The organism is Brevundimonas sp., assembly GCF_003248455.1.
In the GTDB taxonomy this organism is placed as follows: domain Bacteria; phylum Pseudomonadota; class Alphaproteobacteria; order Caulobacterales; family Caulobacteraceae; genus Brevundimonas.
In genome coordinates this window covers 18244-40161 of the sequence record NZ_QFNM01000003.1, presented here as the reverse complement: position 1 = coordinate 40161, position 21918 = coordinate 18244, and the positions used below count along the sequence as shown (strand labels likewise).

The window sequence follows — 21918 nt, the reverse complement described above, 5'->3', positions numbered from 1 at the left end:
GCGCTCACATCCTGTTCAGAACATCGGCTGATCGGCCAGGACGACGGCGCCCTGGCTGCGCATCCGCTCGCCGTTCACCCGCTGCATCACCGCCTGCGCCTGAGGATCGGCCATGACCCCGCCCAGCATGATCAGGGTCCTGGCGGCCTCCGTCTGGACGCCGAACATTTCGGAGATCGCCTCCCAGGGGGACTTCTCCTTGGGGAAACGCTTGAAGCGCACGGACTGGTCGGCCGGAATCCTGGCCAGTTCCCTGGCCTTGGCCACGGCCTCGGTAAGGCCGCCAAGCTGGTCGACCAGGCCCAGCGGCAGGGCCTGGGCGCCAGTCCAGACGCGGCCCCTGGCGATCTCGCGCACCCGTTCGACCGGCAGTTTCCGCCCCGTCGCCACGCGGCCGATGAAGTCGTCGTAGATGCGGTCCATCGAACCGGCGAAGGCCGCGCGCTGGGCCGGGGTGAAGCTCTGGCTGGGCGAGAAGGCGTCGGCGTATTCCCCGCCCACCGTCAGGCCGCGCATGTCCACGCCGAACCGCCCCAGGGCGTCGGCCAGCACGAACTTGCCGCCGAACACGCCGATGGAGCCGGTCAGGGTGGTGGGCTGGGCCACGATCCAGTCGGCCTGCGAACTGACCCAATAGCCGCCCGAGGCCGCATAGGCGCCCATCGACACCACCACCGGCTTGCCCGCCGCGCGGGCCGCCCGCACGGCGGCCAGAATCTGTTCGGACGCCTCGGGCGAGCCGCCGGGCGAGGAGACGCGGAAGACGATGGCCTTCACGTCCCTGTCCTCGATGGCGTCGTAGATGGCCTCGGCCGTGTCGTCAGAGTGGATGGAGGAGCCGCCGCCGAAGCTTCCGGCCCCACCGCGGCCGGTGACGATGGCCCCCTCTCCGCCCACGATGGCGATGGCGCTGCGTCCCGATCCGGTGCGTTCGCCCTTCTGGCTCAGATATTCGCCGAACTCGACGATCTCGGCGCCCTTGCCGGCGCGGGACTTGGCGGCGGTCTCGGCCTCCTCGACCTGGCCGACCTTGTCGATCAGGCGGTTGGCCAGGGCCTGTTCGGCCGTATAGGGACCGGCCTCGATCAGGCTCCTCAGCGCCGGGGCCGTGGTCTTTCGATCCCGCGCGGCCTGGCCCAGGGCGCTGTCGTAGATGGAGCTCATCCAGGCCGTCATGGCCTCGCGGTGCGGGCCGGTGTAGTCGCTTTGGGTGTATTCGTTGACGGCGTTCTTGTATTCGTAACGCTGCTCGAAATCGGCCTTCACGCCGTATTTCTGGAAGGCGCGGCCCAGGAACAGGCTGTCGGCCGAGAAGCCGGTGGCCTGGAAGCCGGCGGTGTTCTGCATCCACAGTTCGGACGCCGAAGCCCCGACCATATAGGTGGACATCACCGCCCCCGTGGGCGCGAAGCCCTGGCTGTGGGCGAAGACCGGCTTGCCCGAGGCGCGGAAGCGATGGACGGCCTGGCGCAGTTCGTCGGCGACGGCGGGGGTCATTCCCCCTTCGGGCAGGCGGATCAGCACGGCCTTGACGCTGGCGTCCCCTTGCGCCTGGTGCAGGCCGTCGACCACCTGGGTCAGGGCCAGGCCCGATCCGCCGAAGGCGGCGAACGGATTGGTCGAAGGCTGGTCGCTGATCCCGTCGCGCAGGTCCAGCTCCAGCACCGTATTGGCCGGGGTCGTCGGCTTGGCCGTGGAGGCGACGGCGACCGTCAACAACACCACCGGAATCACCACGACGAACAGGATCAACCCGGTGAAGACACCAAGGACCGTCAGGAAGAATTGCTTCATGGGAAGGAAAACGCGCGTTCGCAGGCCGAAAATGGCCGGGCCAGCATAGGGGGCGCGCCGCCGCCGTCAAATGTTGCGATGCAGCGGCGGCGATTGATGCCGACGGCGGAAATCCCTATATGAGCCGCCTGTCGGCGCGGATCGAAACGCGCGTCTATTACGAGGAGACCGGGCGATGCTGGTCACCCTGATGAAGTCCAAGCTGCACCGGGCCACGGTGACTCAGGCCGACCTCGACTACGAGGGGTCGATCGCGATCGACATGGACCTGCTGGACGCCGCGGGCATCTATCCGCACGAACAGGTCGATGTGCTGAACATCACCAACGGCGCGCGCTTCACCACCTACGCCATCCAGGCCCCGCGCGGCTCGCGCGTGATCGGCGTCAACGGCGCCGCCGCCCGCCTGGTGCAGAAGAACGACAAGGTCATCGTCGTCACCTACGGCCAGATGCCTCAGGAGGAAGCCCGCCAGTGGACGCCGAACGTGGTGCTGCTGGACGACGCCAACGCGATCAAACACGTCTGATCGATAGCTGCAGAGCCGTCGAAAAAAGGCCCGCCGGCGACGGCGGGCCTTTCTTCGTTACGCCGGGCGGGATCAGCGGGCGATGTCGTAGACGCCGGTGATGTCGATCCGCACCGTCAGTTCTCCGGCCGCGACCGGGGTGCTGTCCTCGCGCACGGCCATGGCGCGGGCGGCGAACATCGGCGTCGGCGGCTGGGGCGCATAGCCGCCGCCTTCGCTCAGGGTGCGGATGCCCGACAGCTGGACGTTCAGCGACTGGGCGTACAGCTGGGCCTTGGCCTGCAGGTTGCGCACGGCCAGCTGACGCGCCTGGTTCTCGGCGGCGGTCGGGTCTTTGAGGCCGAAGCCGATGCCGTCGATCTGGTTGACGCCGGCGGCGACCACGGCGTCGGCGGTCGCGCCGACCTTGGTCAGGTCGTTGATGACCACGGTGACGCGGTTGACCGCCTGATAGCCGCGCAGCTTGGGCGGTTCGTTCTGCTGATAGTCGTATTGGGCCGACAGGTTCAGACCCGAGGTCTGGATGTCGCGCTCGGCCACCCCGGCGCGACGCAGGGCCGCGACCACGCGCGTCATCTGGGCCGCATTGTCGCGCATAGCCGCCTGGGCGGCGGAGGCCTCGGTCTGGACGCCGAAGGTGATGGTGGCCATGTCGGGCGCGGCCTTGACCTCGCCATAGGCCGACAGGTTCAGCGACGGCGCAGGCTGCATCATGTGCATGGCTCCCATGGAGGGTTCAGGCGTCTGGGCCATGGCGCGCGGGGTTGCGGCGGCCATGAAGGCGGCGGCGGCCACCGCGCCCCCCAGGGCCAGGGTCTTCAAGGCCGGGGTCTTCAGGCGCTGGGCGGGGGCCGTCAGGGTGCGGGTCATGCGGTTCGTCTCCGTATTCGATCCAGGAGCGACGGGCGTCGTCGATCCGTTGCAACGACCTTGGCCGTTCTCGCCTGAACGAACGCCCGCACCCCCCTGGCAGTTTCCGTTCATCTTTGTGAAATCGACGAAAGATCGCCTTCTGGTCCGACCCCGCTTGGCAAGGCGCGCCCGCGCCTGCTAGGCGAACGCCTGTCCGCCGAGGCGCGCCCTGGGGGCCCGTAGCTCAATGGTTAGAGCCGACCGCTCATAACGGTCTGGTTGGGGGTTCGAGTCCCTCCGGGCCTACCACCCCCTACGTTTTCGACAATGAAAACAAGGGGTTTAGAAGGTTTGACACTCAGGGTTTGACACGGGGTGTTCTCTTTTCGGCCTTTTCGAGTTTGGCGATAGCCGTGTCGGCCAGCTTCGCCTGGTCGGCCGAGCGGGTGTAGGTTTCGACCTCATCCAGGCTGGTGTGACCCAGAACGGCGGCGATTTCCTTCGTTGTTGCGCCTGCCTCGGCCAGCCGACGGCCCGCCGCCTTTCGCAGGCCGTGAGGGGTTCGGCCCTGCACGCCTGCGAGCGCCGCTCGCTCCACGAACCAGCTGGTGAAGCCGGCGGGGGAAAAGGGTTTGCCGTACTGGGTCAGGATAAAGGTCATCCCGGCGCCATGGCGGGCGATCTCGGCTTTCAGGCGCGGATGGACCGGAATCCAGATCGGCACATCCGTCTTGTCCTGGGTCACGGCGATCCGGCCGTTCTTGACGTGCTGCTGGCCCATGCCGACGACGTCGGACCGACGCACGCCGGTGTAAAGCAGCAGATAGAGCGCCAGGCGTTCGCGCGTGCCCTCTCCCCACTTGGCTTCGAACGCCGCGATTTCGGCCTCGGACCACGGGATGAACCCCTTGGACTTCCGCTTCCTGGCCTTGGTCTCGCGCACGGGGTTATCCTTGCGCCAGCCCAGTTCGACGGCGACGGCGAAGGCCTTCATCAGGCGCTTGCGCAGATTGCGCTGGGCGCCGGGTCTGTCGGCCATCTGGTGAAAGATGCCGTTCAGGTGTTGCGGCTCGATCGAGACGGCGGAGCGGCCGCCCCAGGCCCCGGCTCGGAAGCGATCCAGGATCTGGCGATAGGTCTTCTGGGTCTGGGGCTCCAGATCAAGGAAATCGGCCGAGCGATAGTATTCGACCATCAGGTGGTTGATGGAACGCGGCTGGACCTTCGTCGCGGGATCAGCCTTGGGCGCGCGGCCGTGAGCCTGGGCATAGGCGGCCATGAACTCGGCCGAGCCTGGATCGCCGGGCAAGCCGACGGTCGCGTACCCCTTGCGCCGGTAGTAGTGGCGGATGCGTCCATGGCGATCCTTGAACCGCTGGACATAGGCCAGATCGATGGTCGCCATGTCGTTCATTGGGGCAGAACGTCATCCCACTCGTTCCGCCCGGTCGCCTTTGCTGCGGCGACCTCCATCCTGTCGCCCAACACCAAGCGAAAGCCGCCTTCCTTTGGGAAGTCAACGGCGGCGACCTGATGGCCGCACTTCTCCATCACGCCCATGGCGCGTTTGATGTCCGCTGCGGTGAAGGCGACGCGGCTTGTCATCCCGGCATGCAGTCGTGCTGAACGCCGTCCAGAAGGCGGCCAGCGGCTTTTTTGCCGGTGCGGACAAAGCGATGTCCGCCGACGTCCTGGGGCGTAATGTCATCCGGCACGGGTGCGCCGTCGAGCATGATCGCGCGCTGGCGGCGCGGCCCAGGCTCCCATGTTCCGCGCGGTTCCCATTCGCCCCACTGTTTGAAGAAGAAGGGCACGCCGGCGGCGGAGCATTCGTTTCGAAGCTGACGCGCCCAGTCCGGGTGCATAGGCCGCGCGCCTGGTCCGCTCTCGCCGCCCACGATGACCCAGTCGAGACCGGGTCGGCAGCGGGCGTCGTGATGATGATGCGGGGTTCGCGGGCAGCCTGTCGCGCCCGTGCCGACGTGCGTTCCCCCGCAGCCGCGTTGCCCTCCCATCCACTGGATGCCGCCGAGGTCGCTGACCAGGCTGATCCGCCCCAGCATCGGCTCGATCGAGACGAACCGGGTCTGGGCGGGGGTGTCCAGCAGGATCGGAATGCGTTCATCCGCGCGCCGCTGGTCTTCGGCGGACACGCCCAGCCAAACGTTGCGCAGCGGCAGGCGCGGGGTCGGCGGATCGTAAGAGAACTTTTCGGCCATGCCAAAGGCCCGGTAGACGTCGTTCCGCGTGATCGGCAGCGCGCCCTGCCCAAAGGCCGTGGCCAGCCGCTCCAAGCTGACGTGCGAGGCATAGTCCCGCATCCTGTCGGGCCGCTTGGTCAGGACCTGATAGGTGTGCTGGGGGGTCAGGGCCATGACGGCGAAGACGGCGTCAATCCAGGCGTCCTCGACGGCGTCCGCGAATAGGTCGGACATGGAGTTGACGAACCAAATGGTCGGCGTCCTGCGCTTCATCGGCGCCGTGAGGGCGTCATGGCCTGCGAGGCGGACCTCGCCCGTCCAGACGGGCTTGTCGTTCACGACGCGGGTCAGGCCGGCGTAGTCCGGCGTCATCGGATTCTGACCGAGACGATGCGCCATCCGCATGGCGTAGCAGTTAGTGCAGCCCGGCGAGACGATGGCGCAGCCGATGATTGGGTTCCAGGACCGTTCGGTCCATTCGATCTTACTCATGATGCCGCACCTCGACGTGGACCGGCGGCCCAGGCCTTCATATGGGCGAGGAAACACCCGCGCTTTTCGGCCTTGGGGCATCCTTCCCACCAGTAGCCGCATGAGCCCGGTCCGGCCTTGGGGTCGCGGGCGCAGGCGCGCTTGGCCTTGGGCGGGGACCAGGCCCTGACCATGCGGTCATAGGCGCCGCGCGTTGTCGTTCGATCCTGCTGGGTCATGGCGCGACTGCCGCCGTTATGGCAACGTCAGGTCTATGGAGCCCACATCCCTGTTCAACCCCGTCCGCACAGCCTGGGGGGGCCTCACGAAGGCCGTTCGCAAATGGCTGGACAGCGATGTCCGGCCGCGTTGCCCGGCCTGCGGCAAGGGTCGCGTCGGGGTGACCGAGACCCGCGACATGCGCGGATACGTCGCCCACTACGGCAAATGCGACAATTGCAAGCAGCTGTACATGATGAGCCTGACCGCGACTGGACCCCGCCTGCATCAGATGGTGAATGAGATCCCGGAGGATCGGCCCCGCGTTCCTGCTCCCACGCGGCGGCGAACCGGCCCGCATGACTGGATGGGTCGATAGGGCGATCATGACGCCACCTTGAAGGTTTCGCCCCAGCTAATGCACAGGCCGGCGAAGCTGTGATGCGCGGTCGGATGCGTCTGTTTCCAGAACGCGACCAGATCGGTCCAGTCGTCGAAACCGTCCAGGACGGCGAAGGCGTCAAGATCGACAGCGGCCGTGATCAGGCGCGGCGGATGTGCGAAGGCCGTGTCCAGCATGACCGACCCGACGGCGAGGTCCATCTGGATCGGAACGACCGATTGGCAGACTGCCTCGCCGATCAGGCGGGGGTGGTAGCGGTCGCCCGTCGTCAGGGTCATGCGCTCGCCCGGCCGGGTGTGACGCTTCCTGCCGACTTCGCGGATCGTCTGTTGCTTCGTGCGGGCCTGGATGCGGGGCTCGAACCGGCCTTTGAAGGAATAGGCGACCATCAGTCGAACTCCGACTTGATCTTCTTGCCGCTGCGGCCCCAGACGATCGTATCGCCGCTATGCATCAGCACGACGGCGATGCGGTCGGGCTTGACGCCGAACACCTTCGGAAACTCTTCATCCTTGATCGAGGTGACGATGCAGCCTGTGATGGATTTCCGAATGCCAAAGCACTGATTGGCGTGTTCGTAGAAAACCTTTTCGACGGTCTGCGCGGTGAAGTCTCCCCAGAGCTGGGCGATGCCCCATCCGTAGTTGATGGTTGCGACTTTGGGCATCAGCAGTGCCCCGCCACGTCGCCGCCAGGGCGCAGGCCGGGCCGCAGGATGGCGACGGCGGCGGTTACGCGTTCGTGGCCTGCGGCGCAGTTCTCGCAGCCGCCCGCCGCGCCTTCGGCGAGCTTGCCGGTCAGCTGATCCAACAGGACGAAGGCGATGAACTCGATCTGGCCTAGGGTCATGTTCTCGGCCGCCCAGGCGCAGCCGACGCCGTCGCCTTCGACCTCGCGCAGGGTCGCCGTCAGAGCCGGAAGGCTCGTGGTCCGGTGAAGGCGGGCGGCGGCGTCGCGGGTCTGGTTTTCCAGACGCAGGTGATCGGGCGCGCGCATCAGTTGGCGACCATGCGTTCGAAGTTGCGGCCGTCATCGAACGGGATGCGGCCGAGCGCGGGCGCATCGGCGGCGGCGAGCGATTGAACGATGGCCAGCACCGCATCGCGGGTCTCGCCGCTCTCGATCCGGCGGAAGGCCGTCAGCAGAGCAACAGCGCCGGGGGTGGCCAGCGCCAGGTCGTCGGCGCCGGTCTCCAGTTCTCCCAGCAGGTCCGCGCCGGTCGTCTTCAGGACGGTCGCGATCTGGAGCAGGCGGGCGGCCGAGACGCGGTTGACGCCGCGTTCGTACTTCTGGATCTGCTGGAAGGTGACGGCGGAGCCGGCGGCCAGCTGGGCCTGGGTGATCCGCAGGGCCTCGCGGCGGCTGCGGATGCGTGCGCCGATCGCCAGGTCGGTCGGGTCGATGGCGGTGGACAGGTCGAGGGTCATGAAGGTCAGGCTTTCGGTTGGTAGGTGGTCAGAGCAGGCGTTTCCGGCCGATCAGCCAGAGAACCAGCCGATGCAGACGGAGAAGGGTCATCAGGCGGCGGCCGGCCGGCGTGCGAGGCGCAGCGCCCATTCCAGCAGTTCACGCCCCGCCCCCTTGAGGTAGGCGAAGCCGATCATGCGGTCCTGGCGGCCGTCGAAGTCCGTGGTCCAGACCTTGACGGCGCGGACTTGGTCCGGAGAGCCGAGCGGCTGGAGGTCCTGGACCTCTTCAAGGATCAGGCCTTGCCCCTGGCGCTGGCGCTCGATCGAGGCGGCGAGCGCGGCGAGGTCGGGGAACACGCGGGGCTTGGCGACCGTGTCGATGCGGGGCAACAGGGCGTAGTCGGCGGACATCAGGTTGGCCTTCATAGGGGTGACGGGGATGCGGTCGTCGGGGACGCCAGCGGCCGCGAGGGCGGGGACGGCTTCGAACCAGGGGCGGTTCACGACACGCCCGCTTGGAGCGCCTGATGGATCAGGATCGCGTGCGCCGCTTGGTGGCGAGCATCGTCCAGGGCGTTGTGGTGGACGCCTGCGCGGGGCGGCTCAGGTACCCGGCGAAGGTTCTTGAGAGTCCGAAAGCACCGGCTGTTCCAGAAGGCCCAAGGCTGCGCCTTATCGAGCCGCTGGTACAAGCTGGCCAGAATGGCGTTGTCGAAGTCGGCGCCGTTGCCCCATACGCGGACGATACGCGGTCCGCCGTGCCCCTCCAGATAGTCGGCGAAGGCGTCGAGGGCGTTCGAAACCGTGTGAGGCGAGGCCTCGGCGTCGGACAGGACCTGCTTAGCCTCGGGCGATTGCTTGCCCCACCATTCGACGGTGCTGATGTCCTCCCGCAGGCCAAGTGCCCGGCAGGACGGCGTCGAGACGACGCGATAGAAGTCAGAGCCGATGAAGCCAGTCTTCAGATCGAAGGCGGTTGCGCCAATCGACAGGATCGCGCAGCCCGGTCCCTGCCCCAGGGTTTCAAGGTCCACCATGACGTCGAGTGCGTCATACGCCACGAATGTGGTGCCTTCTGAGGGGCTGGGCTTATGGGACGTTGCGGTTGCGGTTTGCAGCATGGCGGTGATCCTCAGCGAGTGTGGACGGGGCGGCCGTCCTCGGGTGTCTGAATGGTGCGGCCGTCTTCCGGCGTGCGCGGTGCGGGCGGCGTCAGGATCTCGCGCGGCCGGGTCGCCGGGCGGGGACTGACCACGCCGGACCGTTCCATGCGCGTGATCAGCGAAGCGGCCTCGGAATAGCTGATGCCCATGCGACGCTGGAGAAAGCTGACCGAAGCATTGGCCTCCGTCGTCACGATCTGGACGGCGGCGGCGTAATCGTCGGGGGATGGCGTCGGCATCACAGGACCTCCTTGGGGTCGATGGCGCAGAAGCGATTGAGGGCGGCGGCCATGACCAGGGCGCGGGCCTTGGCCACGTCGTCGGTCAGCTGGTTGTCCACGTCCGTGACCAGGGTCGTGGCGCCGTCGCCGTCCACGACCACGCCGGGGTCGGCGTCCGAAGCCGTGAAGGGGCCGCAAAGGCCCGCGCGCGCCAGGATGTTGCGGACCGAGGTCGATCCCGGTTCTTCGAGATCGACCAGGGCACGGGCGTCGATCAGCAGCTGGGCGGCGACGGCGTCTTCGACGTCCACCTGGTGCGCATCGTCCGTCGTAGCGGGAGGGGTCGGCTGGGCGGCCGGTTCCGGCTGGGCGGGCGGGTTCAGCCAGTCCGTGGAATAGGCCGGACGCTCGGAAGGGGTCTCGTTGAAGACGGCGTGCGCCTGGGCCAGCGCCCAGGCCGCGTCGTTGAACACGGCGTAGGTTTCCGCCAGCGCCTTGACCAGGGCGTGGAAGGCCGTCTCAGGGTCGGCGCTGTGGATTTCGGGGCCATAGACGTCTTCAAGCCAGCGGTGGCCGGCAGGGGTCGCCCGGACATAGGGTCGGCCGTGGTGTTTGAAGTCGATCAGCCGCAGCGTCTGGAGCGTCGAGGCGACCAGATCGAGCCAATATTTGCCGGTCGGCGCATAGGCGACGCCGTCGTCCTCGTCTCCCACGACCAGCCGATCGGGGGCGTGGCGGACCGCATGAAGGATCTCCAGCAGGGTCAGGCGCTGAACGGCGTCCAGTTCGATGGTCGGTTCAGGCGCGGGCTCGGGCGTCGGAGCGCCAGTCGCAGGGCCGGATGTCTGGTCATGGGGCGTGGAGTCAGCGTCCTGTCGCAGTTCGCCAGCCGAGGGCGGAAAGACGTCGTCGGCCGGCGTGGCGGACCGGGCTGGAGTCGGCAGGCCGCCGTTGCGCATGGCGCCCCGCAGCTGTTCCCAGGTGATGGCCCCGGCTTCGTGCGCCTCGACCAGTTCGGCCGGCGCGGTCTTCACCACCTTGATCTTTTCCTGGACGTCGCGGACGCCCTCTTCGTCGCCCTGGTCCAGCTTGGGCGCGCGCCCCGTGCGTCGGGCCAGTTCGCGGCCGGACCAGCCCGTCTCGCTGGCCAGGGCGGCCAGCGCCTGGGCGTCTTCCCAAGGCGGAAGGTTTTCGCGCTGGCTGTTCTCGACCACGGCGATGAACAGGCTTTCGGCCGGGGTGGCGTCGCGTTCGACGCAGGGCACGCCCCGGACCAGTCCAGGCGGCAGGGTCTCGCCCCGTGCGGCGAAGCGGGCTTCCACGATCAGGGCGGCGCGCTTGCGGCGGTGACCAGCCCAGACGACCCGACGGCCATTCGCGCGGACCGGCGACACCGACAACGGTTCGATGATCTGGCCATCCGCCTCGATCGTGTCCGCCAGGGTCGCCAGCGAGTCCGCGTCATAGGTCTTGCGCGGGTTCAGCGGATTGTCGTCCAGCTGGCCCGGCGACTCAAAGATCAGGCCGCCGCCGTCCGCCATGCCGGCGGCGCGCTCCAGCGCCGACAGGGCGTCCCAACCGGCGTCGGTCAGGGCGGCGGCCGACCATTCGCCATGGTCCACGCCAGGCGCTCGGATCAGTTTCGCCGCCTCCAGCTGGGACAGGTCGCGCCCGATGTTCTTGGGCGCCCGGTTCGTCGCCTTGGCGATCTCGGTCTGGTTGGCGAAGGGTGATCCGATCGGGCGGTCCGACAGGGCGCGCAGCAGGTCCTCGCCGTTCAGGGCGGCGTTGCTGAGGCCGTGGGGCAAGGTCAGGGCGGCGGTCATGCGGCGATCCTTTGGAAGCCGTTGGCCTCCAGGCTGGCGAGGGCGAGGTTGACGGCGGCGGCGTCGAGGCCGGCGAAGCGCGCCAGGCGCCGTCCGTTCGGCGCGAGGGCGATCCAGCAGCGGCGGGCGTCCGGCTCTTCTAGGGCGGTCAGAAGGCCCGGCTTGACCGCCAGGGTTTCGACCATGACCGCAACGGCCTGGGTCTCGGTGTAGCCGGCCATGGTCTGGCGCAGGGGGAAGTCCGCCGGAACGGGGTTCGGCTGGCGATAGGCGATCTCGAACAGGGTGTCGGGCAAGGTCGCCGGAACCGGGCGAGCGGCGCTCGCATGGGCGGTCGCGCCAGTCATCCGCGGCCGCTCCGCAGGTAGGCGCGGCTGGCGGCGTAGGCCGCGTCGCGAAGCCGCTGGGCAATGTCGGCGAAGCCCAGGACGGACGGGTCGCACATCAGACAGTCGGCCGCGAGGCACGCCTCAGAAGGCGTCAGCCGATGCGCTTGGGCGGCGACCGAGACCCCGACATAATGGGCGCCGTCGAGGCCCGTGGCCGCCATGATGATCGGTGCGGCCGGGCCGCCTTCCATCGCCAAAATGACGCTGGCCACGGCGTCCGGATCAGCGGGCCGGGCCGGACGTTTGAAGGGAAGGATCGAAGCGCCCGCGCGAAGCGGCGTGGCGACCGATTCTGGCGTAGAGGGGTGAAAGAGCATGGCTGTTCCTGGCGTGTCCGAAAGACAGTCAGGAATAAGTGCGCATCACGCACGTCTTCGGTCAAGAAGTTTGTGCGTATCGCGCACTTACTTGTGATGTAGCGGCGCTCTAGTTGTTGAAATGTCTTGTAAATGTGCGGCGCATCGCACCTTTTTCCAGGGAACAGGAGGCCCCATGGCGGACGAACCAAACGAATTGGCCGCACTCAAGGCGCGTCTTGCAAAGCTCGAATCGCCCGAAACGGACGGGCAGAGACAGTCGAGTGCTGTCCGCAAGCGCACGGGCGGACGCCGACCAATCGGAGCTATCGTCGGGATTATCTTGGTCGGGCTGGTCGCGCTTGTCCTGGTGCTTGCCCGAAACAACGGTGAAGCTCTTTATGAACGTGACAATCTGGCCATGCGATTAGCCGGGCTAGAAGGCAATCAGACCTGCAACATAGCGTGGCTGAAAGCGATGGATCAGGGCGTATCTGATGGCAGGACCCCATCAATCTTTGCGCCGGAAGTGCGGGTGGTCGGGCCACCGCGCGTTCTGTCATGTCCGATGATCAGGACGGGCGGCGTTGAAGCGGACCCGCTGATCGTATTCGAGCGATGCCGGCGCGTGGATATGTCTTGCGTTGATCTCACGCCTTAGCGACTGACGTGCATCCTCACCGGCCGGGCGCTGGCCAGCATCACGTCCTCAATCGGAGGGGCATTAGGGCTTTCCAGCGTATAGAGGCCAGGCGCGCTGCCTTTGCGTATCCGCTTGACCAGGCCCAATCCATCCATGGTCTCGACTACACACATGCGGCCGAGGATCTCGCCTTCATCCAAGCGTCGCTCGCCTCGGATCGCCAGAGTGTCTCCGTCCTCATAGATGGGCCAGCAGGAGGTTCCAGAAACTTCCAGCGCAATCGCGTCGTGCCAGCTGGCCGGGACTTCGATGTAGCGCCAAGGCGGAGCTTCGACCGCTTCCACATGACCGCCGGCACCGACCATGCCGACGACCTTGGCCATGCTGGCGTCTGTGTCGCCATAGCGGATGAAGGCTGCAGTTACGCCGAAGTGCTGTGAAGCGCGCTCAATGACATAGTCGGGCATGTCGTTGGCGTTGTTTTCGTAACGCGAGACTTGCGGGCGCTGAACACCCAAAACCTGGGCGAGATCTTCCTGACCCATTTTTGCGCCTAGACGCAAAGCCTTTAGCCGACCGCCCGGCGTCATTTCATCGACGGGCAGATCAGGACGGCCTGGGCGCGCACGAGAGGGCGGACGGGAAGTCATCCCGACGCCTATCCCCAAAATGTGCGCGTTGTGCACGTTCATTAGACGCACTTAGTAGATGCATAGTTTGTGCGAATCACGCACTAACTGCGCCATGGAAAGTGATTCGCCTCTCCGCTGGGTCCGAAAGACCGTCTTTGGTGTCACCCAAGACACGCTTGCTGAGATCGGCGGCGTTAGCCGGCCACGCGTCTCTCGATACGAAAACGGTGAAGGCGACCCTCCGTTTGACTTCATGCAGCGTGTTCGCGCTGAAGGCCGAAGGCTCAATCCCGACTTCAGCGCCGACTGGTTCTTCGAAATCCCGTCGGATCGAGCAGACCATGTCCGTGCGCGTGAGGACGTTCAATGACCGCCCCGCTCGCCGCGCCGCGCGAGAGCGCCGACATCGAGACTGTGTACGCCACGGACGGCGTGGCTTTCACCCTGCGGTTCACCGCCGAGGGCCGGACGCTGGACCTGACCTTCGGCGGCGCGGTCGTGGGTCGTCTGTTCACGCGCTGGCTGACAGAGCCGCCGCGCGACGGTCTGCGCATGGTGCCGCTCGTGTCATCCGAGGACGCGACTGCCTTTGAGGCGGCCAATGCACAGTTCCAGACCGGCGAGTGCGCGCCGGGCTACGTCCACGTTCGGCTCTCCGCGCGTGGCCAGGATGTCGAAGCTCGCCTCGAAGGTCGTGTCGGCATGGACATGGCGTACCCGGACGCGGCGTGTGAGCGGGACGCGCGGGGGCGGACGACCCTCCGGGAATACCTTGACCTCGGCCGTGCCGGGGCACGTGAGGGCGAACTGGAACAGTTCGTCGATGTCGCGAGCGGCCATCAAGTTTCTCCTGCGTGCGTGGAACCCGCAGGAGAAGGCGAGTCGGCGGGGCGGGAAACCGCGCCGCCGACGAGGCCTGCGTCAGCCGTATTCGGCGGGTTCGACGCCCGGTTCGTGACGTGGATGGACGGCCCGCTGGCGGTGCTGACCGATCCGGCCGCGAGCCGTCTGGTCGCAAACTTCGGCAATCTCAGAGCCGTGATCGAAGGAGAGCGCGGATGACCGCTTCGTTCGCCGTCGCGCGCGGTCCGCGCCGTCACCGCGCCCTGACGCCGGATCAGGTCGGCGGCTGGCTGCGCTTCCTGCGTCATGCCGAGAAGGCCGCGCGTGATCCCGAAGGGCATGGCGCCTCGTTCGCGCGCGCCGCGCACAAGGCGGGCAAACAGCCCCTGCCCGCCAGCCAGACCGACAACGGCGCGGACCTGATCACCCTGGTCCGCCTGGGCAAGGCCTTCGCCACGCAGTCGCCGGATCAGCGGCGCGACGCCGCGCGGGATATCCCGCGCCTGGTCGAGACATGCCGTCCCCTGTTCCAGACCGCGCCCGTCACGGACGTGCGGCCGGTCGAGCCGCGCAAGGATATCTTCGGATGAGGCCGCGCGACGAACAGTTGCGGTCCGCCACGGCCGCCTTCTGCGCACGGCGCATTCCGCGCGGCATCCCGATCACGCGCCAAGACGCCACCATGGCCCAGGCGCGGGCCGACGCCTTCCGCGCATTCGCCGACGTCGAGTTCGGCGAGGCCGAAGCCCTGTTGCGGGTGGAGCGCGCGGCATGACGTTGAGGGGAGTGGACGCGCCCTTTCCCTGGTTCGGCGGCAAGAAGGCCGTGGCGGATCGGGTGTGGATCGGCCTGGGCAAGATCGATCATTATGTCGAGCCGTTCTTCGGCTCGGGTGCGGTGCTGCTGCGGCGGCCGCATGCGGCGGGGGTTGAGACGGTCAATGATGCGGACGGGCTGCTGGCCAACTTCTGGCGGGCGGTGCGGATCGATCCCACCGCCGTGGCGGCGCACGCCGACTGGCCCGTGAACGAGGCTGATCTTCATGCACGGCATCTTTGGCTTGTCGGTCGCCGAGAGGCTCTGACCGAGGCGCTGATGTCCGACCCGGACTGGTGCGATGTTCAGGCTGCGGGATGGTGGGTTTGGGGACTGTGCGCTTGGATCGGATCGGGCTGGTGCTCGGGCAACGGCCCATGGCGGTTGATCGACGGGCGGATGACGGATGTCCGCAAGCTTCCGCACCTGGGCGACGCCGGGCGGGGCGTGAACCGCAAGCTTCCGCACCTGGGCGACGCCGGGCGGGGCGTGAACCGCCAGCTTCCGCACATGGGCGACGCCGGGCAGGGCGTGAACCGCCAGCTGCCGCACCTGGGCAACGCCGGGCAGGGCGTGGAGGCGTGGTTCCATGCGCTGGCGGATCGGCTGAGGGGCGTGCGGGTAAGTTGTGGAGACTGGTCGCGAGTCGTCGGGTCTTCGGTCCTGCGCGCAGGAGGTGGCGTGTGCGGCGTGTTTCTGGACCCGCCCTATGACCAGGGAGAGCGGGCGGATGTCTATGCGATGGAGTCGAAAGTAGCCGGGGCGGTTCGGGCGTGGTGCCTGGCCAACGGCTCCGATCCGGCATTGCGGGTCGTGCTGGCGGGATACGCTGGCGAGCATGACGTGCTGGAGGCCGCCGGATGGTGGGTTGAGGCGTGGAAGGCGCGGGGTGGGTACGGATCGCAGGGCGAAGGCCGGGGGCGTGACAACGCGGTGCGCGAACGCCTGTGGTTCAGCCCGCATTGCCTAGGCGGCCCGACCGATCTGTTCGGAGTGGCGGCATGACGTCGCCCGTGATCTTGCGAGCGGCGCTCGCACCCCAACCGATATCGGGGGGGCGATGACGCGCGGCAACGCCCCCCACATGCTGCCGTCCAACGCCCGTGCGGTGATGAACACGCGCGAGACCGAAGCGGGCGACGACGTCGATTTCTTCCCGACGCGGCCCTGGGGATCGCGCGCGGGCGGCGAGATCATCCGCCAGATCGACCCGCGCGCCCGCAGCGCATGGGAATGCGCGGTCGGCGTCGGCATGATGGCGCACGGCCTGGACGATTATTTCCCCGTCGTCCACGGGTCCGACATCTGCATCTATGACCCCGCGCTGTATGCCGCACGGGGTTGGGTCGCGCACGATTTCACGGCCGGCGATCCCGATCCGTTCGCCGCCGACTGGATCATCAGCAACCCGCCGTTCGACGACGTCGAGGTCTTCATCCAGCAAGCGTGGAAGCGTGCCCGGCGGGGCGTGGCCATGCTGTTGCGGCTGGTCTGCCTGTCGGGGCAGGCGCGCCATCGGTTGCTGCACGGCGAAGGTCCCGACGGTATGCAGCTGACGGTGTTCGCGCCGTTCAGCGAACGCCTGCCCATGCACCGAGGGTTCTGGGACCCGACCCGCACGACCGCCACCGACTATGCTTGGTTCATCTGGTGCAAGCCCGGCGTCGGGCCGCGCTTGCCGGTCGTGCTGGGTCGCCGCCGGGCGGTCATCTTCGACATTCCGCCGGGAACGCAAGCGCGTCTGACCCGGCCCGACGACGCCGCCCGCTTCGGCGCTGCGCTGCGTCTCCCTGCCCTCTCCTCTGACCTGAAAGGAACCGCGTCATGAACGTGGGACGCAACACGGCTGTCGGCAAAGAGCTGATCTCGATCATCGAACGGGTTGAGTCGGTGATGGCCGCCAAACAGACGATGTCCGACGACATCGCCGCGATTCTGGCGGAGGCCAAGTTCCGAGGCTTCGTGCCGAAGGCTATTCGCCACGTCATCAAGGTACGGGCGATGAAGCCGCACGATCGGCAAGAGTCCGAGGCGATCATCGCCACCTACATGCATGCGATCGGCGAAGAGTCCGAGGCGCCGCTGTTCCGGCACGTCAACCAGATGGCCGTGGATATCGCCAGCCGCGACCAGGTCGCGGAGGCGATGAAGCGATTCGTGCCTTCGAATGGCTCGATCATCATCGAGGCCGGCGGAAAGGGCGTAAAGCTGACGCGCGACGGCGATGGCGAGGTGACGTCTCGGGATCTGGCGACGCCTTGGCCCGATGCCTCTGGGGCTCGCCCGGCGGCCGCCCCGGCGCCCAAGAGAGGGTCGGGCTCCAAATCGACCGAGGTCCCGGAGACGGACGACGCCGGGGCGGAAGCGCTGGGGCGCGAAGCCTTCAAGGCGAATGAGCCCGTTATCCGCAATCCCTTCCCGTTCGGCGATAGCCGTCGCGGGCGCTGGGACGCCGGCTGGCGGGCCGAGAGCGGCACCGACGGCATGGGGCCGGACAACGGCGACGACTGATGCGACGCTTACCCAAGTCCAAGCAGGGCGGCATCGAACAGTGGGGCGACCTGTTCATGCCTGAAGAGGCCAGCGAGCCGATCCTGTCACGACCCGTGCGGGGCGCGCTGACCGAATGGCTGGTCGAGATCTTCGCGGAAAACGAACTGGCGGCCGTCGGCGTGAAGCCGCGCCGCCGGGCGATCTTCGACGGGCCGCCCGGCGTGGGCAAAACGACTCTGGCGCATCACCTCGCGGCGCGTCTGGGTCTGCCGATGCTGGCGGTGCGGCCTGACCGGCTTCTGTCGAAGTATGTCAACCAGTCCACCGAGCAGATCGGTGAACTGTTCGACGCGGCTGCGGCGGGGATGGAAGGCGACAACGGCGTCGTGCCGATCGTCCTGTTCATGGACGAGATCGACGCCCTGGCCGGCGAACGCCGCAGCGCCACCCAGGCCGCCGACGATCAGCGGAACCAGCAGGTCAATACCCTGTTGCAGCGCATTGAGCAGCACGCTGGCTTCCTGATCGCGGCCACGAACCATGGCCGCCAGATCGACCCGGCGATCTGGCGGCGTTTCGACATGCACATCACCCTGACCCTCCCCGGTCAGGGTGAGCGGGAACGTATCCTGGCACGATATCTGGACCCGTTCGGCTTGCCCTCGGCGGCGCTGAAGACGATGGCCGAGGCGCTGGGTGAGGCGTCGCCCGCGCTCATTCGCCAGTTCTGCGAGAACTTGAAGCGTCAGATCATCGTCGGGCCGAAGCTCAATCTGGATATGGCCAAGGGCGCGGTGATCGACCGCCTCTTGACCAGCTGTCACCCGCACCCGGACCTTGGCAAGCCACGCCTCTGGTCGCTGGGCGCCGCCGATCACGCCGTCAACGTCATGCCCTGGCCGCTGCCGAAGATTGCGGATCTCCCGGCGATGGAAGCCGTTGCGGAAACGCCCGCGCAATCGGGCGACAATGTCGTTGCGCTGGGTCGTCGCCCATGACCGTGCGCGGCCTGTCCCTGACCGCAGCCGCCCAGGCCTATGCCAAGGCGAAGATCGCGGTGTTTCCGCTGCGGGCGAAGTCGAAGGCGCCCTATGGCCGCACCGTGGGGCTGCACATGGCGTCGCACGATCCCGTGCTGACCGCCTCGCGCTGGGCCGGGACGGCGCAGCTGCCACTGAAGCCGATCGAGGCGTTGCGAGAGGATGCCCGCAAGGGCGGGCGGACGCCGACGGACGCCGAACTGTTGCGGCCCGTGACGGCCGGGGCGCATTCTAATGTGGCCATCGCGACCGGAGCCCCGGCGGGCTTTTGGGTGCTGGACCTGGATGGGCCGGAGGCCATGGCCTGGCTGGCGGCGAAAGAAGCCGAACATGGACCGCTACCGATCACGCCGACGTCGTTGACGGCGCGGGGCGAGCATCGGTGCTTCGCCTGGTGCCCCAAGTCGTCGTCGGAACCGATCATCCGCAACCGGTCGCGTCTCGACAAGGCGCCGGTCGATGTACGCGGGCAGGACGGTTACATCCTGGCCCCGCCCAGCATCCATCCCGGCGATGCCGAGAAGGGCGTGGCGCCGGGCTATGTCTATCGCTGGGCCGAGGGGCGTTCGCCCGAGGACCTGCCCTTCGCGGTCGCCCCCGACTGGCTGATCCTGCTGGTGAAGCCCGCGCCGCCCGCGCCCGTGAAACCGATGACGCCCCGTGCGCCGGCGGCCGGTCGCGCGTCGCGGTTCGGGGAAATCATCCTGGACCGCGTGTGCGCCGCCATCGCCTCGGCCCGCGTCGGAACACGGGACACGGTGCTGTTCCGCGAGTCGGTCGGCATCGGCGCGCTGGTGGCCGGCGGCGAGATCGAGGACGCCTATGGCCGTGCGGCATTGGAGAACGCCGGACGGGTGCATGTGCCGGACGCCATGACCGAGGCGCAGCTGATCCGCCAGGTGGATCGGGCCATGGCTTGGGGCGCGCAGTACCCCCGCAAGGCGGACCCTTCGCGCCGAACGGGCGAGACGCGCGAGCGCCGAGCGGACCTGCCGGTGCGCGGCCATCATGCGGCGCAGCGCGCCTTGGACGCCGCCGCCTATTGGGCGGAGGCTTCGTCGGCCGACACGGCCATGGTGCGGCGCTGGATGCGTGATCTCGCGTTGGACCCGGACGGCGTACCGGGCGCGCTTGGCCGGATGCGATTTCACCCTGAGGCGCCGGACCGCGACGGCGAACTGAAGCCCATGCTGCTGGCGCCGATGACGGTTGATGGCGGCGGGCCGGTCGATGTCCTGGCGCTGTTCGATCTGACGCAGCGCGAAACGCGCGTCTGCGGCTTCATGGGTCAGGCCCTGCATGGTCGCGCCCTGGCGCTGACCGCGCTCGACGGGCCGGGACCGATCGTCGTGGGGTTGGATTTCGCCGACGCCTGGGTGGTGGCCAGCAGCATGGCCCGCAGCGGCCGCGTGCGGGCCGTCGCCTGTCTGAACCTGACGGCCTTCAGCGGCGGGGTGATGATGGATCGGTTCGGACGGGTCGATCCCGTGTCGCCTCGGGCCGACCCGGAGCGCGCGCCGTGGCGCATTCCGCTCGCCTTTCTCGATCAGGGCGTGACCGAGGTTGGGTTCGCCGTCCGCCGGGACCTGATCACCGCTCCGCTGAAGTTCCGAGGCGTTGTCGGCGGCACGGCAGAGACGCGTCTGAGGGGTGACGAAGCCGCCGCCTATTTCACCAGCCTGACCGTCCAGGCCTGGGAGCGGTTGGCGCTGCCCGAGGGCGTGTCGCTGCGGCTTAGGCCGCTGACGGCGACCATGGGCGTCAGCTTCCACGATCAACAGCAGAGGGCCGCAGCGGGCGTTTCCGGCGCGGCCGACAATGGAGTGCGTCAGTGAGTGGTTTCGACGACGTCGGGGGACGTCCAGCGCCGGCGGCCCCTTCGACCGATGAAATGTCGCGGTTCGACCTGAACGACGACGGCAATGCGCTGCGGTTCATCCGCATGGCCGGGGGGATCATCCAGCCCGACGGCGAGATCGACCTGAGCGAGGCGACGGTGCTGTACCTGCGCAAGCGCGGCTGGATCGTCTTCAACGGCACGTTCTGGGATCTGGAGACCGGCGAGGCCCGCGCCAAGCGGCACGCCATCAAGGTCGCCCGGTCGATGCATGCCCAGATGGAGATCCGGGCGGCCGAAATGGAGGCCAAGAACTACGCCTCCAAATCGATCCAGGCGGTGCGCGACTTCGGCGTTTCGGCCGGGAACGCCAGCCGGATCGGCAATATGCTGAACCTGGCGGCGTCGTACATGGACGTCGACATGGACGCCTTCGATCCCGATCCGCTGGCGCTGAACGTCCAGAACGGCGTGATCCGCTTCCGCAACGGTCCGCATCGCAACGCAAAGGGTGATGATGTGGTCGGGCCTCATGTGGTCTGGACCGAGGGGCACCGCGCCGCCGATCGAATGACGCGGCTGTGCGAGGCGGCCTATCGCCCCGAGGCCGCGCGGCCGTTGTTCGACGGGGTGCTGAAGTACGCGATCCCGAAGGCCGAGAACCGCCACTGGATCCAGAAGGCGCACGGCTACATGGCCACGGGCGAGACCGGCGAGCAGGTCTTCATCGTGTACCAGGGCAAGGGCGGCGACGGAAAATCGACCGTAGTGAACGCCACGGCGCATGCCCTGGGCACCTACGCCACGACTGTGGGGGTCGAAACCTTTCTGGACACGGGCGTCAAGCGCGGGTCCGAGGCCTCGCCCGATATCGCCGCCCTGGCCGGGGACAGCCGCATGCTGTGCGCCGGGGAGCCGCCCAGCGGGTCCAAGCTGGCCACCGGCGAGATCAAGCGGTTCACAGGCGGCGGGAAGATCAAGGCGCGGGAACTGCGCGAGGCGCTGTTCGAGTTCGAACCCGTCGGCAAGGTGGTGATCGAGTGCAACCGCAAGCCGACGATCAACGACACCGACAACGGCATCTGGCGCCGCCTGAAGATCATGCGCTGGCTGAAGGTCGTGCCCGAAGATCAGATCGACCACGACCTGCCGAAGAAGCTGAAGCGGGAAGCGGACGGCATCCTGAACTGGCTGATCGAGGGCGTGCTGGCCTGGATGGGCGAGGGCCTGAAAGACGTACCGGACCTGAAAGAGGCGCTGGAGGACTATCGCAAGGGGGCCAATCCCTTCGTCCAGTGGTTCGAGGATCGGGTGATCCGGGAGGACGGCGCGCGCATCGGCGCGACCGTGCTGTTCAAGGATTACCAGGCGTGGATGACCGAGAACGGTCACGACAAGGCGATGAGCCAGAAGGCGTTCGGGGGCACGCTGAGCGACCTTCAGATCGGGCTGGGGTCCAAGGATACCGACGGCAAGATCACCCGCATGGGCGCGCGTCTGCGCACGCCGCAGGATGCCCCGGCGGGCGGTTCGGTCGAGGCCTCGCCCGCGCGCGCGGCCGATACCGGGTCTGGCCCCGGCGGGTACGAATCTGGCGGCGTCTCCAGCGAGCCGGACGACGGCGCGTTCTTGCCCCCCGAGACGGATTGGGAGGGCGACGATGACGGACGATGACGGACGAACGGACGATCAGGGTCCGGGTCTGATCACCGCGCGCGACCTCGCCGGACCTTCGAACCTCTGTCCCTCCGTCGATCATCCGGCCCGCAAAGCCAGTCGTGGCGGGGAGAACGGACGATGACGGACGATACGGACGATGCGGCGGGGTTGGCTTCCATAAG

General features: G+C 67.7%; 29 protein-coding genes and 1 tRNA gene. 14 read left to right on the top strand and 16 right to left on the bottom strand.

Annotated elements, in window-relative coordinates:
- Positions 1 to 15: 15 nt before the first annotated feature.
- Entirely contained in the window at positions 16 to 1794 is a 1779-nt protein-coding gene (gene sppA / locus DI624_RS01455) for a signal peptide peptidase SppA (RefSeq protein ID WP_291535592.1), read from the bottom strand.
- 175 nt (positions 1795 to 1969) lie between these two features.
- Between sppA and panD the strand changes: the two genes are divergently transcribed.
- Positions 1970 to 2323 (top strand): aspartate 1-decarboxylase, encoded by a 354-nt coding sequence (gene panD / locus DI624_RS01450; RefSeq protein ID WP_291535591.1) that lies wholly within the window; start codon positions 1970 to 1972, stop codon positions 2321 to 2323.
- Positions 2324 to 2395: 72 nt separating this feature from the next.
- Here the strand turns inward: panD and DI624_RS01445 are convergent, their stop codons facing one another.
- Positions 2396 to 3193 carry an SIMPL domain-containing protein gene (locus DI624_RS01445; protein ID WP_291535590.1) on the bottom strand — a complete coding sequence of 266 codons (798 nt, stop codon included), beginning with the start codon at positions 3191 to 3193 and terminating at the stop codon, positions 2396 to 2398.
- 215 nt (positions 3194 to 3408) lie between these two features.
- Between DI624_RS01445 and DI624_RS01440 the strand changes: the two genes are divergently transcribed.
- A tRNA-Ile gene (locus tag DI624_RS01440) sits at positions 3409 to 3484 on the top strand.
- 49 nt (positions 3485 to 3533) lie between these two features.
- On the opposite strand, the gene DI624_RS01435 is transcribed toward DI624_RS01440, so the two are convergent.
- The 3 genes from DI624_RS01435 to DI624_RS01425 are packed head-to-tail and all read right to left on the bottom strand — an operon-like array spanning position 3534 to position 5868.
- On the bottom strand, positions 3534 to 4580 hold the full coding sequence (locus DI624_RS01435) for a tyrosine-type recombinase/integrase (RefSeq protein ID WP_291535589.1): 1047 nt from the start codon (positions 4578 to 4580) through the stop codon (positions 3534 to 3536).
- 5 nt (positions 4581 to 4585) lie between these two features.
- Positions 4586 to 4780 (bottom strand): hypothetical protein, encoded by a 195-nt coding sequence (locus DI624_RS01430; RefSeq protein ID WP_291535588.1) that lies wholly within the window; start codon positions 4778 to 4780, stop codon positions 4586 to 4588.
- Positions 4777 to 5868 (bottom strand): phage Gp37/Gp68 family protein, encoded by a 1092-nt coding sequence (locus DI624_RS01425; protein WP_291535587.1) that lies wholly within the window; start codon positions 5866 to 5868, stop codon positions 4777 to 4779. The genes DI624_RS01430 and DI624_RS01425 overlap by 4 nt, the downstream gene beginning before the upstream one ends.
- Before the next feature lie 253 nt (positions 5869 to 6121).
- Between DI624_RS01425 and DI624_RS01420 the strand changes: the two genes are divergently transcribed.
- Complete coding sequence (locus DI624_RS01420; RefSeq protein WP_291535586.1) at positions 6122 to 6445, top strand: hypothetical protein; 324 nt, start codon at positions 6122 to 6124, stop codon at positions 6443 to 6445.
- 5 nt (positions 6446 to 6450) lie between these two features.
- Here DI624_RS01420 and DI624_RS01415 read toward each other — a convergent pair whose 3' ends face one another.
- The 10 genes from DI624_RS01415 to DI624_RS01370 form a co-directional block, all read right to left on the bottom strand.
- Positions 6451 to 6858, bottom strand: a complete 408-nt coding sequence (locus tag DI624_RS01415; protein ID WP_291535585.1) for a hypothetical protein — start codon at positions 6856 to 6858, stop codon at positions 6451 to 6453.
- Complete coding sequence (locus tag DI624_RS01410; RefSeq protein ID WP_291535584.1) at positions 6858 to 7136, bottom strand: hypothetical protein; 279 nt, start codon at positions 7134 to 7136, stop codon at positions 6858 to 6860. The genes DI624_RS01415 and DI624_RS01410 overlap by 1 nt, the downstream gene beginning before the upstream one ends.
- A complete protein-coding gene (locus DI624_RS01405; RefSeq protein WP_291535583.1) occupies positions 7136 to 7465 on the bottom strand; it encodes a hypothetical protein in 330 nt (109 codons plus the stop codon). The genes DI624_RS01410 and DI624_RS01405 overlap by 1 nt, the downstream gene beginning before the upstream one ends.
- On the bottom strand, positions 7465 to 7896 hold the full coding sequence (locus DI624_RS01400) for a helix-turn-helix transcriptional regulator (RefSeq protein ID WP_291535582.1): 432 nt from the start codon (positions 7894 to 7896) through the stop codon (positions 7465 to 7467). The genes DI624_RS01405 and DI624_RS01400 overlap by 1 nt, the downstream gene beginning before the upstream one ends.
- A 90-nt stretch (positions 7897 to 7986) precedes the next feature.
- Positions 7987 to 8382 carry a hypothetical protein gene (locus DI624_RS01395; protein ID WP_291535581.1) on the bottom strand — a complete coding sequence of 132 codons (396 nt, stop codon included), beginning with the start codon at positions 8380 to 8382 and terminating at the stop codon, positions 7987 to 7989.
- Positions 8379 to 8999, bottom strand: a complete 621-nt coding sequence (locus DI624_RS01390) for a 3'-5' exonuclease (RefSeq protein WP_291535580.1) — start codon at positions 8997 to 8999, stop codon at positions 8379 to 8381. The genes DI624_RS01395 and DI624_RS01390 overlap by 4 nt, the downstream gene beginning before the upstream one ends.
- A gap of 11 nt (positions 9000 to 9010) precedes the next feature.
- Positions 9011 to 9280 carry a DNA translocase FtsK gene (locus DI624_RS01385; RefSeq protein WP_291535579.1) on the bottom strand — a complete coding sequence of 90 codons (270 nt, stop codon included), beginning with the start codon at positions 9278 to 9280 and terminating at the stop codon, positions 9011 to 9013.
- A complete protein-coding gene (locus DI624_RS01380) occupies positions 9280 to 11088 on the bottom strand; it encodes a ParB N-terminal domain-containing protein (protein WP_291535578.1) in 1809 nt (602 codons plus the stop codon). Before DI624_RS01380 ends, DI624_RS01385 begins: the two co-directional genes overlap by 1 nt.
- Positions 11085 to 11435 (bottom strand): hypothetical protein, encoded by a 351-nt coding sequence (locus DI624_RS01375; protein WP_291535577.1) that lies wholly within the window; start codon positions 11433 to 11435, stop codon positions 11085 to 11087. Before DI624_RS01375 ends, DI624_RS01380 begins: the two co-directional genes overlap by 4 nt.
- Positions 11432 to 11794: a hypothetical protein gene (locus tag DI624_RS01370; protein WP_291535576.1), complete on the bottom strand. Its 363-nt coding sequence runs from the start codon at positions 11792 to 11794 to the stop codon at positions 11432 to 11434. The genes DI624_RS01375 and DI624_RS01370 overlap by 4 nt, the downstream gene beginning before the upstream one ends.
- A 175-nt stretch (positions 11795 to 11969) precedes the next feature.
- On the opposite strand from DI624_RS01370, the gene DI624_RS01365 reads away from it, so the two are divergent.
- Positions 11970 to 12434 (top strand): hypothetical protein, encoded by a 465-nt coding sequence (locus DI624_RS01365; RefSeq protein WP_291535575.1) that lies wholly within the window; start codon positions 11970 to 11972, stop codon positions 12432 to 12434.
- Here DI624_RS01365 and DI624_RS01360 read toward each other — a convergent pair.
- Positions 12431 to 13108: a helix-turn-helix domain-containing protein gene (locus DI624_RS01360; RefSeq protein WP_291535574.1), complete on the bottom strand. Its 678-nt coding sequence runs from the start codon at positions 13106 to 13108 to the stop codon at positions 12431 to 12433. The two genes, DI624_RS01365 and DI624_RS01360, sit on opposite strands and share 4 nt — an antisense overlap.
- 16 nt (positions 13109 to 13124) lie before the next feature.
- Between DI624_RS01360 and DI624_RS16060 the strand changes: the two genes are divergently transcribed.
- The 10 genes from DI624_RS16060 to DI624_RS01315 all read left to right on the top strand — a co-directional run bounded on the left by DI624_RS16060 (position 13125) and on the right by DI624_RS01315 (position 21751).
- Positions 13125 to 13418, top strand: a complete 294-nt coding sequence (locus DI624_RS16060; protein WP_367142066.1) for a helix-turn-helix domain-containing protein — start codon at positions 13125 to 13127, stop codon at positions 13416 to 13418.
- The gene (locus DI624_RS01355; protein ID WP_291535573.1) at positions 13415 to 14110 is read left to right on the top strand and encodes a hypothetical protein; all 696 of its coding nucleotides are present in this window, start codon (positions 13415 to 13417) and stop codon (positions 14108 to 14110) included. The genes DI624_RS16060 and DI624_RS01355 overlap by 4 nt, the downstream gene beginning before the upstream one ends.
- Entirely contained in the window at positions 14107 to 14481 is a 375-nt protein-coding gene (locus tag DI624_RS01350) for a hypothetical protein (RefSeq protein ID WP_291535572.1), read from the top strand. Before DI624_RS01355 ends, DI624_RS01350 begins: the two co-directional genes overlap by 4 nt.
- Entirely contained in the window at positions 14478 to 14666 is a 189-nt protein-coding gene (locus DI624_RS01345) for a hypothetical protein (RefSeq protein WP_291535571.1), read from the top strand. The genes DI624_RS01350 and DI624_RS01345 overlap by 4 nt, the downstream gene beginning before the upstream one ends.
- Entirely contained in the window at positions 14663 to 15712 is a 1050-nt protein-coding gene (locus tag DI624_RS01340) for a DNA adenine methylase (protein WP_291535570.1), read from the top strand. The genes DI624_RS01345 and DI624_RS01340 overlap by 4 nt, the downstream gene beginning before the upstream one ends.
- Positions 15713 to 15767: 55 nt before the next feature.
- A complete protein-coding gene (locus DI624_RS01335) occupies positions 15768 to 16535 on the top strand; it encodes a hypothetical protein (RefSeq protein WP_291535569.1) in 768 nt (255 codons plus the stop codon).
- Positions 16532 to 17218, top strand: a complete 687-nt coding sequence (locus tag DI624_RS01330) for a DUF2312 domain-containing protein (RefSeq protein WP_291535568.1) — start codon at positions 16532 to 16534, stop codon at positions 17216 to 17218. The genes DI624_RS01335 and DI624_RS01330 overlap by 4 nt, the downstream gene beginning before the upstream one ends.
- Positions 17219 to 17313: 95 nt before the next feature.
- Positions 17314 to 18198, top strand: a complete 885-nt coding sequence (locus DI624_RS01325; RefSeq protein ID WP_291535567.1) for an AAA family ATPase — start codon at positions 17314 to 17316, stop codon at positions 18196 to 18198.
- Entirely contained in the window at positions 18195 to 20075 is a 1881-nt protein-coding gene (locus tag DI624_RS01320) for a bifunctional DNA primase/polymerase (protein ID WP_291535566.1), read from the top strand. Before DI624_RS01325 ends, DI624_RS01320 begins: the two co-directional genes overlap by 4 nt.
- Positions 20076 to 20131: 56 nt before the next feature.
- Positions 20132 to 21751 (top strand): phage/plasmid primase, P4 family, encoded by a 1620-nt coding sequence (locus DI624_RS01315; RefSeq protein WP_291535565.1) that lies wholly within the window; start codon positions 20132 to 20134, stop codon positions 21749 to 21751.
- Positions 21752 to 21918 lie beyond the last annotated feature (167 nt).

Bases quoted from the DNA above. Each gene is read 5' to 3' on its own strand.
- sppA (WP_291535592.1), bottom strand. From the start codon at position 1,794: ATGAAGCAATTCTTCCTGACGGTCCTTGGTGTCTTCACCGGGTTGATC.
- panD (WP_291535591.1), top strand. From the start codon at position 1,970: ATGCTGGTCACCCTGATGAAGTCCAAGCTGCACCGGGCCACGGTGACT.
- DI624_RS01445 (WP_291535590.1), bottom strand. From the start codon at position 3,193: ATGACCCGCACCCTGACGGCCCCCGCCCAGCGCCTGAAGACCCCGGCC.
- DI624_RS01435 (WP_291535589.1), bottom strand. From the start codon at position 4,580: ATGGCGACCATCGATCTGGCCTATGTCCAGCGGTTCAAGGATCGCCAT.
- DI624_RS01430 (WP_291535588.1), bottom strand. From the start codon at position 4,780: ATGACAAGCCGCGTCGCCTTCACCGCAGCGGACATCAAACGCGCCATG.
- DI624_RS01425 (WP_291535587.1), bottom strand. From the start codon at position 5,868: ATGAGTAAGATCGAATGGACCGAACGGTCCTGGAACCCAATCATCGGC.
- DI624_RS01420 (WP_291535586.1), top strand. From the start codon at position 6,122: ATGGAGCCCACATCCCTGTTCAACCCCGTCCGCACAGCCTGGGGGGGC.
- DI624_RS01415 (WP_291535585.1), bottom strand. From the start codon at position 6,858: ATGGTCGCCTATTCCTTCAAAGGCCGGTTCGAGCCCCGCATCCAGGCC.
- DI624_RS01410 (WP_291535584.1), bottom strand. From the start codon at position 7,136: ATGCCCAAAGTCGCAACCATCAACTACGGATGGGGCATCGCCCAGCTC.
- DI624_RS01405 (WP_291535583.1), bottom strand. From the start codon at position 7,465: ATGCGCGCGCCCGATCACCTGCGTCTGGAAAACCAGACCCGCGACGCC.
- DI624_RS01400 (WP_291535582.1), bottom strand. From the start codon at position 7,896: ATGACCCTCGACCTGTCCACCGCCATCGACCCGACCGACCTGGCGATC.
- DI624_RS01390 (WP_291535580.1), bottom strand. From the start codon at position 8,999: ATGCTGCAAACCGCAACCGCAACGTCCCATAAGCCCAGCCCCTCAGAA.
- DI624_RS01385 (WP_291535579.1), bottom strand. From the start codon at position 9,280: ATGCCGACGCCATCCCCCGACGATTACGCCGCCGCCGTCCAGATCGTG.
- DI624_RS01380 (WP_291535578.1), bottom strand. From the start codon at position 11,088: ATGACCGCCGCCCTGACCTTGCCCCACGGCCTCAGCAACGCCGCCCTG.
- DI624_RS01375 (WP_291535577.1), bottom strand. From the start codon at position 11,435: ATGACTGGCGCGACCGCCCATGCGAGCGCCGCTCGCCCGGTTCCGGCG.
- DI624_RS01370 (WP_291535576.1), bottom strand. From the start codon at position 11,794: ATGCTCTTTCACCCCTCTACGCCAGAATCGGTCGCCACGCCGCTTCGC.
- DI624_RS01365 (WP_291535575.1), top strand. From the start codon at position 11,970: ATGGCGGACGAACCAAACGAATTGGCCGCACTCAAGGCGCGTCTTGCA.
- DI624_RS01360 (WP_291535574.1), bottom strand. From the start codon at position 13,108: ATGAACGTGCACAACGCGCACATTTTGGGGATAGGCGTCGGGATGACT.
- DI624_RS16060 (WP_367142066.1), top strand. From the start codon at position 13,125: ATGCATAGTTTGTGCGAATCACGCACTAACTGCGCCATGGAAAGTGAT.
- DI624_RS01355 (WP_291535573.1), top strand. From the start codon at position 13,415: ATGACCGCCCCGCTCGCCGCGCCGCGCGAGAGCGCCGACATCGAGACT.
- DI624_RS01350 (WP_291535572.1), top strand. From the start codon at position 14,107: ATGACCGCTTCGTTCGCCGTCGCGCGCGGTCCGCGCCGTCACCGCGCC.
- DI624_RS01345 (WP_291535571.1), top strand. From the start codon at position 14,478: ATGAGGCCGCGCGACGAACAGTTGCGGTCCGCCACGGCCGCCTTCTGC.
- DI624_RS01340 (WP_291535570.1), top strand. From the start codon at position 14,663: ATGACGTTGAGGGGAGTGGACGCGCCCTTTCCCTGGTTCGGCGGCAAG.
- DI624_RS01335 (WP_291535569.1), top strand. From the start codon at position 15,768: ATGACGCGCGGCAACGCCCCCCACATGCTGCCGTCCAACGCCCGTGCG.
- DI624_RS01330 (WP_291535568.1), top strand. From the start codon at position 16,532: ATGAACGTGGGACGCAACACGGCTGTCGGCAAAGAGCTGATCTCGATC.
- DI624_RS01320 (WP_291535566.1), top strand. From the start codon at position 18,195: ATGACCGTGCGCGGCCTGTCCCTGACCGCAGCCGCCCAGGCCTATGCC.
- DI624_RS01315 (WP_291535565.1), top strand. From the start codon at position 20,132: ATGTCGCGGTTCGACCTGAACGACGACGGCAATGCGCTGCGGTTCATC.